Origin of the sequence: Holdemanella sp. MSK.7.32 (genome assembly GCF_024460475.1) — a bacterium.
Classification (GTDB): domain Bacteria; phylum Bacillota_I; class Bacilli_A; order Erysipelotrichales; family Erysipelotrichaceae; genus Holdemanella.
The window spans coordinates 1-14,264 of the sequence record NZ_JANFYN010000020.1 but is presented as its reverse complement, the minus strand read 5'-3'; the positions used below and the strand labels follow the sequence as shown (position 1 = coordinate 14,264).

Annotated in this window: 15 protein-coding genes; 3 read left to right on the top strand and 12 right to left on the bottom strand. The window is 27.3% G+C overall.

Going from position 1 to position 14,264, the window contains the following annotated elements; all coding sequences use genetic code 11:
• Window positions 1–106: 106 nt before the first annotated feature.
• The 8 genes from NE544_RS06245 to NE544_RS06210 form a co-directional block, all read right to left on the bottom strand.
• A complete protein-coding gene (locus tag NE544_RS06245) occupies window positions 107–1,777 on the bottom strand; it encodes an ABC transporter ATP-binding protein (protein WP_256268725.1) in 1,671 nt (556 codons plus the stop codon).
• A 70-nt stretch (window positions 1,778–1,847) separates the two neighbouring features.
• Complete coding sequence (locus NE544_RS06240; protein WP_256268724.1) at window positions 1,848–2,033, bottom strand: hypothetical protein; 186 nt, start codon at window positions 2,031–2,033, stop codon at window positions 1,848–1,850.
• Between the two features lie 32 nt (window positions 2,034–2,065).
• A complete protein-coding gene (locus tag NE544_RS06235; protein WP_256268723.1) occupies window positions 2,066–3,349 on the bottom strand; it encodes a hypothetical protein in 1,284 nt (427 codons plus the stop codon).
• Entirely contained in the window at window positions 3,350–4,423 is a 1,074-nt protein-coding gene (locus tag NE544_RS06230; RefSeq protein ID WP_256268722.1) for a hypothetical protein, read from the bottom strand.
• Window positions 4,420–5,295 carry an ABC transporter ATP-binding protein gene (locus tag NE544_RS06225; protein ID WP_256268721.1) on the bottom strand — a complete coding sequence of 292 codons (876 nt, stop codon included), beginning with the start codon at window positions 5,293–5,295 and terminating at the stop codon, window positions 4,420–4,422. The genes NE544_RS06230 and NE544_RS06225 overlap by 4 nt, the downstream gene beginning before the upstream one ends.
• Complete coding sequence (locus NE544_RS06220; RefSeq protein WP_256268720.1) at window positions 5,279–5,560, bottom strand: hypothetical protein; 282 nt, start codon at window positions 5,558–5,560, stop codon at window positions 5,279–5,281. Before NE544_RS06220 ends, NE544_RS06225 begins: the two co-directional genes overlap by 17 nt.
• The gene (locus NE544_RS06215; protein ID WP_256268719.1) at window positions 5,550–6,569 is read right to left on the bottom strand and encodes a hypothetical protein; all 1,020 of its coding nucleotides are present in this window, start codon (window positions 6,567–6,569) and stop codon (window positions 5,550–5,552) included. Before NE544_RS06215 ends, NE544_RS06220 begins: the two co-directional genes overlap by 11 nt.
• Window positions 6,559–7,974 (bottom strand): radical SAM protein, encoded by a 1,416-nt coding sequence (locus NE544_RS06210; RefSeq protein WP_256268718.1) that lies wholly within the window; start codon window positions 7,972–7,974, stop codon window positions 6,559–6,561. Before NE544_RS06210 ends, NE544_RS06215 begins: the two co-directional genes overlap by 11 nt.
• A 366-nt stretch (window positions 7,975–8,340) precedes the next feature.
• Here NE544_RS06210 and NE544_RS06205 point away from each other — a divergent pair, with 366 nt between their 5' ends.
• The 3 genes from NE544_RS06205 (at window position 8,341) to NE544_RS06195 (ending at window position 9,395) form a co-directional block, all read left to right on the top strand.
• Window positions 8,341–8,604, top strand: coding sequence for a CHAP domain-containing protein (locus NE544_RS06205; protein ID WP_256268717.1), 264 nt, complete (start codon window positions 8,341–8,343; stop codon window positions 8,602–8,604).
• A 122-nt stretch (window positions 8,605–8,726) separates the two neighbouring features.
• Window positions 8,727–8,996, top strand: a complete 270-nt coding sequence (locus NE544_RS06200) for a helix-turn-helix transcriptional regulator (RefSeq protein WP_256268716.1) — start codon at window positions 8,727–8,729, stop codon at window positions 8,994–8,996.
• 18 nt (window positions 8,997–9,014) lie between these two features.
• Window positions 9,015–9,395, top strand: coding sequence for an ATP-binding cassette domain-containing protein (locus NE544_RS06195; RefSeq protein WP_256268749.1), 381 nt, complete (start codon window positions 9,015–9,017; stop codon window positions 9,393–9,395).
• Between the two features lie 340 nt (window positions 9,396–9,735).
• Here NE544_RS06195 and NE544_RS06190 read toward each other — a convergent pair whose 3' ends face one another.
• The 4 genes from NE544_RS06190 to NE544_RS06175 all read right to left on the bottom strand — a co-directional run bounded on the left by NE544_RS06190 (window position 9,736) and on the right by NE544_RS06175 (window position 14,024).
• Window positions 9,736–10,446, bottom strand: a complete 711-nt coding sequence (locus NE544_RS06190) for a hypothetical protein (protein WP_256268715.1) — start codon at window positions 10,444–10,446, stop codon at window positions 9,736–9,738.
• 1,269 nt (window positions 10,447–11,715) lie between these two features.
• Complete coding sequence (locus NE544_RS06185) at window positions 11,716–12,432, bottom strand: ABC transporter ATP-binding protein (protein ID WP_256268714.1); 717 nt, start codon at window positions 12,430–12,432, stop codon at window positions 11,716–11,718.
• 179 nt (window positions 12,433–12,611) lie between these two features.
• A complete protein-coding gene (locus NE544_RS06180; protein WP_256268713.1) occupies window positions 12,612–12,965 on the bottom strand; it encodes a hypothetical protein in 354 nt (117 codons plus the stop codon).
• Window positions 12,966–13,598: 633 nt separating this feature from the next.
• Complete coding sequence (locus tag NE544_RS06175) at window positions 13,599–14,024, bottom strand: hypothetical protein (RefSeq protein ID WP_256268712.1); 426 nt, start codon at window positions 14,022–14,024, stop codon at window positions 13,599–13,601.
• Window positions 14,025–14,264 lie beyond the last annotated feature (240 nt).

Genomic DNA, 14,264 nt, shown 5'->3' with positions numbered 1-14,264 from the left:
GGATCTTTTCTATTTTACATATAGATTCTTTGGCTGCTGTTTAGAGCGCAGCAATACACTATTTATGATTTCATTTGATAATCCTTATAATCCGTCTTTAGATTTCTCATAATTTAACTATCTGATCTACATAATCATTCCATTCATTATCATGAGATACGACGATAGTTATTGTATTTTTATTGTATTTTCTAATTAATTTTACAGCATCCTTCTTTGACTCTACATCCAATGCATTTGAAACCTCATCATAGATATTGATCAATTTAGTATTAGCTAAAGATCGTGCAAGTAATATTTTTTGCGTTTCTCCTCCAGAAAATGATGTACCATAATCATCCAATTCATTAGAAATAGGGGTGTATATAGTCAATGGAAGTTTTTGTATTTTTGAAGCTATTCCAACTTTATCTAATAAATCCCATACAAGTTTCTCATCTGCATCCTTATTTTGAATTGGACGCATGATAATATTATAAATTAACGGTAATGCATAAAGTTGACCATCTTGAAACATTACATTTACATTTTCTTTTAGCCATTTTTGTTCAGCTTTTATTACACCATTTATATAAATATCACCACAAGCTGTCTTGTACAAGCCACATATAATGTTTAATAGTGTAGATTTTCCTGCTCCATTTTTCCCTTGTATCAAATATATCTTATTATTTTGAAATTCATAATTAAAATTATCTATAATTCTTCTGTTTTTGAAAGAAAAAGAAATGTTCTCTAACTTTAGCGAATCTAACAAAAAAGGATAATTATTTAGACAATCATTATCTGATTCTGATTTTTTTGATTCAATGATTTCTTTAAATTCCGAAATATATAAAGAATTTTGGTAAAAATCTGGAATAATATTAAATATTGATTTTATATATAAACATAAATCCATGGTGCTATTATATAAAACTAAAAAATCACTTATCAAAATTTCATTGACAATATATTTAAAGAATAAAATAATAATTGTACAAAATTGAAGAATAAATTCCAGTATATCTTGCATCATGGTTACTTGAATACTTTTTTTTGCATATTTCTCATTAATATGATATATATCATCAACAGACTTTTTATACATTGCTTTAATTACTTCAAATATTTTAAATTTTCTTAATTCTTTTGAATATTGCTTTAGATATACAGTTCTTGTAGTATAATCAAATATTCGCGATGGATATATGCTATCTATATTTTTTTTGAAATCTAATTTTGCTTGGTAAAAGTTCAACATTACACTAAATAAAACAACAATAAGGACTAATACTATAATCCGAAAATCATATTGTATGACAATAGACCCAATTCCAATAATTGATAAAATTTGGGTCAATAATTTACCCAAGTTATTTTGTAAAGATAATATATTAGATAAACCTTGTGTCATATTCAAATATATCTTATCGTAATATTCCTTATCTTCAAAAATTAAAACATTTTTATTTAAAATTGAATTATATAAATCAAAGTTTGTGCGTTCTGACATAATTATCTTTTTAAGTTCTATCGATTGCTTTTCAATTTTATTTTGCAAATAATCAACAATTATAGAAATTGTAAAGATTATAAACAACATAATAGTTAATACATTTATTTTTTTTTGCACAAAAACATCCAATAATACTTTTAATGAATAAACAGAAAATATTGATGAAAAAGCAGTTAAAATGACATTTAAAAATTCAAGAAAAATATAAGATTTGTCTATTTTATATATATACTTGATTGCATAAAATACATTTTTGTAAAAGACTTTTATTTTTTTCATATATATTCCATCCATTCTATCCAATCAAGTAAGCAGTTATTCACCGTGAATAACTGCTTATAACTTAATGTTATCTTGGTGTTACTGCACCAGCAGCACTGGCCGTATTACGCATATACTCATTTTGATCTTTTCTAATCCATTGACCAGGTGTTGTAGTTGCATCACCTGTGCAAACGTTTCGGCATGCGCAAGCTCTAGGTTGAACACTAGACAATGTACTTTTTCCGATTACAGTTTTCTTTAACTTGATCATCTTGCTGTCTCCTTTCTATTTTCCATGATATGTCAAGCGTGCACTTTCTTAGCACACCACTTCAAAACTAAATACAAAATCACACTATATAGTCCAATAATTACAATTCCTGCAAAATATCCAAAATAACTAGTACCTAATAGGTTCATTCCAAAATCTCTGTATGACATTGGATTGAATGTATTGATCTTCTGCATGTTTCCTAATGGCGATGCCAAAGAACAAAGACCCAAGACAACTAAAAATACAAGCAAAGATAAGTATTTGTTTTTCATAAGTTTAGATAATACAGTTATGAGTAGGACATAAAATATTGTAGATAGCACAAGTCCAAATGCTACAAATAGTGTACATTGCCACAATGGCATCAATTCCATTCCTGGCGTTGTAAACTGATTGACACTCATATTCGTTAGTCCACTTGCCACAAGCACAATATGATCCAATCCTTGTGTATCCCAATAATGAAAACCAGTAAATCCAGGCTTATAATATAAAACCGGATAGATCAGATTCGATACACCTTTAAAAGGTACAAGAACTATCATATAAACTAAAATAGGCATGAAAACAACCAATAGAACAAAAAGCACGTCAGAAATCAAATTCCATCTCACATATTTTTTCTTTACTCCAGAAATAGTTAGAATTGTTTTTTCTGTCTTTGCTCGTCTTTCTCTTTGTTGAAACAATAGAAGTCCAACCAGCAAAGGTAAAACTACAGGTAATATATATCGAGCTATTTGTAGTGAAGCACTGGATGCGTCCACATATGAATATGTTATTGGAGTAAGATCATGTTTTAGCAAGTAGTCAAAGTAACGAGCCTGCTGCATTGAACAAAAATATAAATTAATATCATTTGATTTTTGTACAATTAATTTCTCGTATTGCGACAAATCAGGTAATCCATATTCCTTCCTTAATTCTTCTAGAACATCTGCATGTTCAAAATAGGAATCATTAGGCATGCTTGAAGTCACCATATACCACTGTGCTTCCAACACACTCACCTTTACTTTATATTCACAATATGACTTCCAATTTTTTTCTTTTCCATCCTGCTCACCCTTATAAATGGCCTGACGTATCAAATTTACTTCATCCATAAATTCTTGGTAAAGTTTGGGATCATTCTTTTGTGAAACACTTGCTATACTAATGCCTAGTGATGTTTGATATGGACTTTCCGTAAATGATTTTGTATTCAAAATAAACAACAAAGCAATCTCACAAATGATGAATAGTACGACTAGAATCAGATTTTCTTTTCTTTTTAAATTAGATTTGATATTGAAAAGCACATAAGTCCACATTTATCTCACCAACTCTCTTTTTTTGAAACATTGTAATGAAATCAAACTACAAGACAGAAAATACATCAAGCTTATAATAGCAGCCAGGACAACCTGCTTATGGATAATCAGGTTCACAAAATCAATATGTAAAAATGGAATATACACAAAGAATCTAGAATAGCCTGTTACATTTCCTAAGACAAAGCAAAGTGCATATAGAATTAGATTTACAGCTACAATAAATCCATTATTTAAACTGAATGTAAATAACAATGCAGATATACCTACCACAAATATATTTTCTACAACTAATAGAATAATACTTTTCGCAACAATCTCTTTCACTGTATACATCTGATCAAGGTAAAAGTACGGATAATCACAATTTCCAATTCCAAAAATCAATCCAGAAAGAACGATAATCAAAAACATCGCCATTATCAAAACAATAGCTGCAAACAATGAAAACTTTATCTTATTCAACAGTATTTTTTGCTTTGAAATTCTTGAAACATATAAGTTTTTATAAAACCCACTTTCCATTTCCAAACCGAATATATCGCATAATAATATGCATAGGATCAACATGACAACCAAATACAATTTTTGATTAAACAGTTCATTGAATATATTAAAAGTATTAGGTTCATATGGACTATTCAACATTTTAATATGATTCTTCTTTAGATATTTCAACTGCTTTGTTTCATTCTGCAAAGTTTGAACATCTCTTTTCTCAAAATCATTGATGATATACCCCTCATTATTTGCCTGTAACATCAAATGATTCCAGCTCAATTTTGATTCTATAAATTCATCTGTTTTATTTTCACTGTTGTAGTAAAAGTGGATCAGACCGCTCGCATTGCGATAAACCTTTTTCCAAAATTCAGACTCTTCTTCACTTCCTGCTTCATCCATTCTGTTTTCAGAAATTCGATAGGCCTTTTGGTAGATTTTGATTTGAGATTCATTATAATGCTTATCCATATATACGTTATAACCAATAAAACAAACGAGAAAGAATACTAGAAATCCAAATACACCGACATTTCGTTTATTAAAGATAAACTTTTTAAGTTCGTACATCATAATGATGCCTCTTGAATAAACTCATTGTAGACATCTTCTAATGTTTTGTGTATTTGAGTAATATTCTTCACTTGAACCCCTTGCTTTTCTAAATTTGAGAGTACTTCCATAACAGAATTTACTTCTAATTTATAGGTGTTTCCTGTTTGTTCTATGATTTGCAAGTCTGATTGATCTGGTATTTTTCTATCCGTTTCTAATACATATACATTTTCTTTTTCTTCCATGGAAATCTCTTTGATTTTCCCAAAATGGATACCTATGATTCGATCTGCCATCTTTTCAATTTCACCTAACTGATGACTTGAAATTAGTAAAGCTACATTCTTTTCCTTGGCCAAACGTATCAATTCTTCGCGTAAGCCTTGAATCCCTGTAGCATCCAGTCCATTCATTGGTTCATCTAGTAACAATACTTTGGGTTCTTTCATTAAAGCCACAGCTAAACCTGTTCTTTGTTTCATGCCCATGGAATATTGGGATACTGCCTTAGTTTTCAGCTGAGAACCAATCTGAGTAAACACCATCATTTCATGTAGCTTTTCTTTTGAAGCATGATTTAAAGTGGCCATTAATTCTAGATTTTCTTTACCTGTCATATTTTCAAATAATCCAGGACCTTCAATCATACACGAAACATATGATAATGCTTTTTCCCTTTGTTTAACTACATCTTCTCCACAAATAGAAATAGTTCCTTCGTCCATATTTATCAAATTACACATACATTTCATTAGTGTGCTTTTCCCTGCACCGTTTTGTCCAACAAAGCCAACTATTTCACCAGGTTTCATACTAAAAGAAACATGATTTAATACAATTTTATCTTTGAAACTCTTAACTACATTCTTCACCTCAACTACATTTTTCATCTTTCTCATCCAACTTTCTTTTTATCATAACAACGATAGAATCAATACTCAAAAAATTATAATTTAGAAAATCCTCTTCAATAAAGTCCATATTAAATGATTGCTTAATCAAAATATATAACTTTACCAACTCTATAGGGCTAAATTCAAACGGTTTTAAAAATAATGATACTTTATAATTGTTATCAATAATATTTTCTTCAATTCCATAATATGCTTTAATAAGTCCTTTAACTTTACCATATATTTGTAAATTATCTATCATCATATTCTCCTAAAACATTAATAATACTATCTACCAGTTCAGAATAATTTATAGTATACATATCGTCTTCTTTAATTGAATCTAAAAGACTAAACGGAAGATATGTATCTTTAGGTTGACTAGATAAAGTCGTTCCTTCTCCGAATCGCCAATAACCATTATTAACTACAAAAGCATCAATTTTCTTATTATATTTTGACTCTGAAACATCTTCAATTTCTTTTACCATATCTCTATCAATAAAATCATAAGGTAAAGACACTATTAAATAATCAGGTCGAATTAAATTGTTAAGAAAAGCAAAATAAATCCCAAAATCATTAAATACATAATTATTGAGTTGCGAAAAACCACCGGGTACTTGAACAATAATTAAATCGACATTCATATCGTCATCCAATCTTTTAATTTGCTCATACAATTTATATTGGGTAAAATAAAGCTTTTCTGGTTTTTCCAAAAAAGATGAATCAAAAATAATATCATTAGAATATTTTAAATTTTTATTATAAGTCATTATTTTTGAATTATATCCTGCTTCTTTTAAATAAAATTTTAAATTCAAACTAATCAAACTGTTATGTATAGAGTCAAATATTCCTGAAATATAAATAATTGGTTTTTCAATTGGACTAATTGGACGAGGACTAAAAGATTCATTATCTTTTTTTTGCTTTATTTTAGTATCAAAATAACCAGTTAAATCGTGAATAGTTATCTTATTCTCCTTTGCTAAAATGTATACTTTTTTTATTTGCTTATACAAAGCCAAATTATCACCAGGATTAAGAATTACAAAATCTGTAATTTGATCCCAACTAACATCTGCAATATCTAGCACATTTACTCCTATATCTGGCATGTTAACCGAATAAGCAACGTCTCTTCCAATAAGTCCAGTACCTTTACAACTTGCAACAACAAAATCACCATTTATCTTTTTTACATAGTCAATTAGTGAAAATGAATAATCATTAAAAGGGAAAAACAATGTAGTTTTAATTGCCATATATCTTTCCTCCATCGATTAACGAAAGTATTTCATTATATGACATTCTATCTTTTAATGCCTGAACGAAATTTTCCCGTTGCACTCTGCATACTTGTAAGCTTTCTTCATTCTCTTCTAGACCACTTACACCAAACTGTTCTGGACATAAATTACACTCACGAACAGCAAAACAATTTATGCATCTGTTCCCAAATTTTCTATTAAAATGCATTAAATTGTTAATATTCTTTAAATTATATCCATCTTTTACATTTCCAATAATCATATCTTTTAATTTTTCATTAACTCTTTCACAAGGATAAAAATCACCATTTACAGAAACAAATGTTTTTGTCATACCTGGTAAACACATTCCTGAAGTAATAAAATCCTTTTCAATATATTCTGCAACTTTATTTCTAGTTCCATTATTAAATTCATCTTTTAACAACTTTTTTTGTGACTCAAATAATTTTGTTTCTTTTTCAAAATGAAAATTATCAATTGTTTCTAACAAGCACAGAAATATCTTGTAATTGTATGAATTTATAAAATCATTACTTATTATATTTTTCTTGTCCGAATAAGAATCATCAATTTTTACAGTATATAGATTTGTATTCTCTAAAAAAGGATATTTATCCAATAGTTTTTCATAGACTTCCATGTTTAAAGATGGATCCAACACCATATTTATTGTCATTTTTTTGAACAGTAATTTATGTTTTTCTTGAATCATTTTAATCTTTTTCAAAACTACATCAAAAACACTCAAATCATTACCTGCAAAATGTCTATTTTTATCCGTGGAATCTTTATCACCATCTAAACTTATTAACAATTGAAAATTGTTTTTTTCCATAAAAGAAATAATTTCATCTGTTAACAAAGTGCCATTTGTTGTTATTGAGTAATGAATATCTTTACCCTCAAATAATCTATTTGAATAATCTACAATACGATTTACCAATTCAAAATTAAGTAACGGTTCTCCTCCATAGAAACCAATTCCAATAAAATTAGAATCTACTGAATGTTGAAAATAAAAATCTAAACCTTTTTTAGCAACTTCCCAAGTCATATTTACGTTCTTATGATGCCTTATCTTTTCATTAGATTGAGAATAAGGACAGTATGCACAACGTAAATTACAACCTTGAGTCACCTGGAAAATAAAGAAAGATAAATTTCTATCATTCAAATAGTCGATTCGCTTTGAAAGAGGATTGTAGAGTTGTTTAAATTGATAATCTTTAAAAAATCCTTTTTCTAATAATATTTCGTATTCTTTTTCACATAGCTCATTACACGAATGTTGTTTTTGCAAATCTGTGAAGAGTTCATCCGATATATAAGAAACCAAATTACTATTAACATCGTAAATATATTTTTTATCTCTGTTCTGAAATAAATGATAGAACATATGTAAGCACCTCCTTATTTTCTGAAACCACTTACATATTATATATCATGTACTTATTCATTTTTCAATATTTATTTTATTAATATAATATTTTTATTCTCTACCCGAATTATTTATAATTTATTAGTACAGATCTCTGTTTCAGCAGGATATGGTGATCCTTCTTATGTTGATCACGTTATGAGATATGTAGGGATTACTTTTAGAGGAGGCACAAATCCTAATTTTAATAATCTAGAAGCCTGGGTGACAAGGAATCCTTATGCACAGGCTGGATTATATGGGCAATGTACATGGTTTACTTGGTGAAGATTTTATGAATTATATGGTTATGATTCTGGCTTTAGCGGTGATGGAAGCAGTTGTGTGAAGAAATTGGTGGCAGCACATCCAGATAAATTTGAACGATCTTCTTCACCAAAAGCTGGTGCAGTATTCTCTGCTATTGGACATAATCATGTTGGTATAGTCATTGCAGTAAAAGATAATACCATAACTGTTCAAGAAGGGAATCTTGATGGTGTTACAAATACATTTCAAGATGCAAAAAAAGATTGGCAAACAAAATCATATACGTTAGATCAATTAAGATCTATATATGGTGGAGTGGTGTTTGCTAATCCTAAATAAAAGTATGATTTTCAAAGTACATCGATTGAAGATGATATGAAAAATAATAAGCATATATTACCAAATAATCTAAATAGACTATGTTATCTTAATTAAATATTGCGAATTGAATGAAATGTAAAATGAGTAGTGATAGGAGAAAAAGATTCCTAAAAAAAGTTGCACAGAATATGGATGTGAGCGAAACAACAATTTCACGATTTGAAACTGGTAAGAATAAACCAACAAATGAGAAGATTGCTTTGTTTACAGAAATATGTGGGCAAACATTTAATTTTGATTTGGATAGAAATCTAATAATGGATCGTGTATATGATATTTATGATTTGTACACAGATTTAAAAAAAGAAGAGTTGAATAAAACTATTCAAGGTTTTTTCTTTCCAACTTGATAAAGGGAAAAATATGCGATTGTTGGTGACAGTGGATTAGGAAAGTCGACTTTATTAAAATTGATTTTGGGTTATTATTCAATTCAAAAAGGAAGAATCATTTCATTTGATAAAGAACCGATAATCATCCGGCAGGAAGAACATTTATTTTCAGGAACTATTCGAGAAAATTTGTGTTTAGGAGAAAATTCTTCTGAAGAAGATTTGACAAGTGCGATGGAATTTGCGAATATTTCAGATTTAGATTTGAATCAATTTGTTTCTGAAGATGCAGGCAATTTATCAGTAGGACAAATCCAAAGAATATCTATCGCAAGAGCAAAACTACATTGTCATAATTTATCGTTGTGTGATGAGATTACATCAAGTCTTGATAGTATTAATACTGTCAAGACTTGATGTAATATTCATAGAATAGACTGATAAAACCATAATTTATGTAACACATAAGATACATAAGAAAATGCTACAGGAATTTGATGATATATTGGCTTTATCACATGTCAAACTCGTAGAACATGGATCATTTGAAGATTTGCTTTGCAAGAAGAATTATTTTTACCATTTATTTATGAATCAGTAATGGATTGCGTGGCTCTGTCCAAATGGATTCGGTGGCTCTATTTTCATGGATTGGGTGGCTCTGCCACCATGGAATACTAATTCAATGGACTTCGCCATCGTATCAACTGGACTTATTTTATCGTATTAGAAGGGCTTTCCCATACGTAATATTCAGTTATTTTTTTAAAGCATTTAATACTATAGCTGCATCTGTTCCAAGAATAAATGAAAAGCATTGATATATGATGTTAATTAAAATTATATAACAATTAACGTTAACTTTAATATGAGCAAAAAGTAAAAAAATCATAGAAGCAAAAAAACCACTAATAGCAACTGCGATTCTTTGTGGCGGGCTAAGTTTAGATTCACTGTAATTGAATGAAGTTGTAATATGATTAATATTAAAATATCCATTTATATCTTTTTGAAATAGAAAATAGGATAGAGCGTGTCCTATTTCATGTATTGTAATTGAGAAAAGATAGATTGTATATAAATTAATAAGAAAACTAATTTTTTGATTACAGTAGTAGATATTTATATAAATAAAAGGTAAGATTGGAATGAGCCAGATTAGCATGCGAAAAAAATATTCAAAAACCATGGCTATTCTTGAATTTCTCCATATTATACCATCTGTAATGATGCTAGTTTTGCTAATGAGTTTTCTCTTTATGCAAAAATCAAAATATAATCTTAAACATTTTTTGTTTTTTTCAGAAATGTTCAAACCTTCTATATAACTATCTAAATTCAATAAGTTATTTAACTTAATGTTCATTAAAAGTTTATATAATATTTTATCATTATATTTTATGTCAAGCCTAGAATCGATAATTTCATTCTCGTTCAATATTTTTATCCCTTTAGATAATTTATACATAGACTTACCCCATTTTGTAAAATAATAAAAGAAACAAATGATATTACACCATATAAAAGAATAAATATGACTGATGACTTACCGTCGTTTACATACTCTAAATTCAACTTTTTTTGAATAAAAGTCAATAATATGTAAGTCATGAAATTAAATGCAATATAGTCAAATTTAAATTCATGTAAAACAATCAGAGAAATTGTCGTGCTAATTAAAATATTGGTAATGGTAAAAATAACAGTGTCTAATTTTAATATAGTATTGATAATTTTTTTGGGATGAAAAGAATACCATCTTTTATATGAGTAAATAACTCCGTTTGATATTAAAGAAAATAAAACTATAAATTGAAAAATAATTTCTGGACTACTTTTTAATTCTGTTCTAATTACTATTATAAAAATAATTAAAAACGAAAATATATATTCTAAAAAAATTTCTTTTATATTAAAAAGTAAAAGGAAATAGTTTTTCAAAATATTTATTGAACCTTTAAAATTAATAACTTTAGATCTCGATTTCCGTTGATTGAAGATTGTAACTGATCCTTCTAAATAAATTGTTTTATATAAAACTTTAATAATAAAAAATACAGAAATCAATGAAAAAAGAATAAATATAATAGGTATGTTTATGACAGTAGATAAAGATATCCCTTCAATGATAGAAACTGAAAAATAAGTGAAACTTATAACTAGAAGTAATTCTAAAACACTTATATTTATGTAAGTTTTAAAACATTTTAAAAGCAATGATAAAGTAAGTTGATAGAAATAGCATAGACTTAGTATTAATATGTTGACTGATGGAAAAAACATACAAAAAAAAACTAAAATAGAAAATGACGAGGACTCAGTGTGTGAAAGAATAAATAAAAAAACTATAAGAAAAAAAACATCTAATAATTGAAGAAACAAATGATAGTTTGCATTATTTATGTCTTTAAATGAAATTTTATAATGACAGTATTTATAATAGCTTTTTATATTAATTTTGCTCATGAAAAAATATATAGGTCCTGAAATGATGATGATATAATATAATAAACGAAACAAGAATACATTGTACGATTTAATTAATTCACACACATTTGGATTTAAAGAATAATGTGCAATTTCACTGGAGACTAATAATTCGCCTGTAAAATAGAGAAACATTGGTATAATAAAAAAAATTGAAATTAGACTAGGAGTTTTGATTAAATTATAAATTATATAGTTAAAAAATGTTTTAAATCTTATTTTATTTAACTCAATCATTTGCTGCATAAATTTACTCTCCTTTCAATTTTGTATCCAAAAACTCTTGCTCTAAATTAATATTTTCATTTAAAGATAAATCTTTGTTTATCCTTCCATTATTAAATATCAGTACTCTATTACATACGGCATTAATAAAATCAAGATTATGACTAGAAATTAATATTGTTGTTTTGTTTTTTTGACTTAGATTTTTGATTATTTGTTTTAGATAAATAATTGCAGTTATATCTAATCCATTAGTTGGCTCATCAATTAGTAATATACTGTTATCCTTAATTAAATTACCTATAAAATGAATTTTTTTCTTCATACCAAAAGAATAATCTTTTAATAGTTTATTTGTATACTCTTCCTTTAATTTGAATTTAAGGATTAGCTCATCGATTTTATTCTGTACATTATCTATACTAATATTCTCTATTTTACAAATAAACCTTAAGTATTGATCGGCTGTTAAATAATCTAATAAAACAGGTGTATCTTCTATAAATCCAACATTGTTTTTGATAATCTCATTATCCAAACATGGAGTACTGGATAAAATTTTTATTTCCTTTTGTTCCCCCAAAAAACCATAAATACAATTTAATAAAGTTGTTTTACCTGCACCATTTTCTCCTAACAATCCAACAATTTCTCCTTCGAATACTTGGATATTAATATCATTAAGTATTATTTTAGTATCATAACTAAATGTAAAATGATTAATGTTAATAATTTCATTCATACTAATTCTCCTGAATAATCACTTAATAAAAATTCAAATTAATTATGTGAGTACCCACATGACATCCCCATTTAATAAATTAACATTAAGAACGTTAATAAACAGTTAGTAAATCAAGTGAATATGCTATAGCTAGACAGCAGGAAAATGCCTAGGGGTTATTAGATGGGTACTTACAATTAATTATTGGTTTTTTTTTTAAGTTTTATAATCAATCTTTTAAAAATTAAAGTTAGTAAAATAACAATAAGAACAAACAGAATCCCAACAATAAAAGGAATATAATTATAAATGCCTGTTTTTATAATTTTTATGTCATAGATTTCTTTGTTTTTTATGCTTTCAAAATTTACTATATTTAGGCCAAATAAAGAAACACTCTGCTTTCCAGTAATAGTACCATCTATCAATGATTTTACTGTTTCTGTAATTCTTTTATTTAATAATAATATTGATCCAATAAATCCCATAAAAAAAGTAAAAAACAATATTAAAACATTGATAAATAATGTTTGATGTTTAATTTTTTTCATAAAGCACCTGCTATGAAGTGACCCTTGTCAAGACAAAATTAAACTTATATTCAATAATATTCAGTTTTAGATTGATGATATACAAAAATTTTTAAACAAAGCTGTCGACAGTTAACCGCTAGGTTGTTTGTGGATTGGACACCTAAGGTTAATGGTCTGTTGCACAGGTTTTGGAAAATTTCGTATTGTGAATCAATAGTTTTTTTACAATCCTTCTAATGCTTGATTTTTGTATTATTCTTGCTTAAGAAGCTATATTGTAAATAACTAGACTGTTTCATTATTTATGAAGTTCTTCTAACCCCTCGATTGTTTGTCTTTCTAAAAGCCTTTTTTCATTTCTCCTTTCATTAAAGACTGAGCGTATTCTAGTAGAGTTTTTTTATCATTGTATTTCCTTGCTTTTAATACCAATTCTGTTATTTTGTCACCATTAGAATGTTCTCCAATTGTAAGCACTGTATATGAAACATATGCTTATGCGTTTGGAAATTTTTCAATATTAGCCGTTTTCTCTTTTAAAGAATCTTAAGTTAGATGCTTTTACATGGTATATTTCATCTATGTGACTTATAAAACGCTCAATTTATCTCGTTTTGTATATAATGCAAAAATGGTTAAAATGTAATTTATTTATTCTTGTAAGGAATAAGGCATTAATATTTGTCCGCTTGGAGTAATAATTCTTTCAGCTTTATAATTTTTTGGATAAACTGTGATTCTATTAATTGATGATGATTCTCCAGCAACACTTAATGAACTACTATGATTAACGTTAACAGTCATTGTATATTTATTTGAAGTGTAAAGATCTATTTGCCTATTTTCATTTTTAGCCAATTGCAAAGCTGATTCTACCGCTTTTCCATCTGTATACGTTTTATATAAAGTAACTGAAGTCATACTTACAATAAGCATTCCGCCTAATATTAAAAGAGCTGTGCCTATAGTTACTAATGCTTTCTTTATAATATTAACATTTTCATTTGATAAAATATAATCATCTTTAAAAATGAAATAATCATCAAAGTCCAAATCGTTCCAACATGATAAATTCATATTTGTCCTCCTACTATTATATTATTATAGTTTTCAACCATTTTTGCCCTTATAAATTGTTTTTTTATATGAATGTAAAAATAATTAGCCTTTACAGATTATTATTTAAATTAGAACTTTAATTTACTACTATTATATACTAATAGTAAGTAAATTGTAAATTGGTTTTAGCAATTAGTGGTTTTACCCGTCTTTAGAGGTTTGCACCATGAATGTTTAGAGGCTATTCTGAGAAAAAGT

What these genes read in the sequence shown, in the direction of transcription:
- NE544_RS06245 (WP_256268725.1), bottom strand. Translation starts at nt 1,777, where the DNA reads ATGAAAAAAATAAAAGTCTTTTACAAAAATGTATTTTATGCAATCAAG.
- NE544_RS06240 (WP_256268724.1), bottom strand. Translation starts at nt 2,033, where the DNA reads ATGATCAAGTTAAAGAAAACTGTAATCGGAAAAAGTACATTGTCTAGT.
- NE544_RS06235 (WP_256268723.1), bottom strand. Translation starts at nt 3,349, where the DNA reads ATGTGGACTTATGTGCTTTTCAATATCAAATCTAATTTAAAAAGAAAA.
- NE544_RS06230 (WP_256268722.1), bottom strand. Translation starts at nt 4,423, where the DNA reads ATGATGTACGAACTTAAAAAGTTTATCTTTAATAAACGAAATGTCGGT.
- NE544_RS06225 (WP_256268721.1), bottom strand. Translation starts at nt 5,295, where the DNA reads ATGAAAAATGTAGTTGAGGTGAAGAATGTAGTTAAGAGTTTCAAAGAT.
- NE544_RS06220 (WP_256268720.1), bottom strand. Translation starts at nt 5,560, where the DNA reads ATGATAGATAATTTACAAATATATGGTAAAGTTAAAGGACTTATTAAA.
- NE544_RS06215 (WP_256268719.1), bottom strand. Translation starts at nt 6,569, where the DNA reads ATGGCAATTAAAACTACATTGTTTTTCCCTTTTAATGATTATTCATTT.
- NE544_RS06210 (WP_256268718.1), bottom strand. Translation starts at nt 7,974, where the DNA reads ATGTTCTATCATTTATTTCAGAACAGAGATAAAAAATATATTTACGAT.
- NE544_RS06200 (WP_256268716.1), top strand. Translation starts at nt 8,727, where the DNA reads ATGAGTAGTGATAGGAGAAAAAGATTCCTAAAAAAAGTTGCACAGAAT.
- NE544_RS06190 (WP_256268715.1), bottom strand. Translation starts at nt 10,446, where the DNA reads ATGTATAAATTATCTAAAGGGATAAAAATATTGAACGAGAATGAAATT.
- NE544_RS06185 (WP_256268714.1), bottom strand. Translation starts at nt 12,432, where the DNA reads ATGAATGAAATTATTAACATTAATCATTTTACATTTAGTTATGATACT.
- NE544_RS06180 (WP_256268713.1), bottom strand. Translation starts at nt 12,965, where the DNA reads ATGAAAAAAATTAAACATCAAACATTATTTATCAATGTTTTAATATTG.
- NE544_RS06175 (WP_256268712.1), bottom strand. Translation starts at nt 14,024, where the DNA reads ATGAATTTATCATGTTGGAACGATTTGGACTTTGATGATTATTTCATT.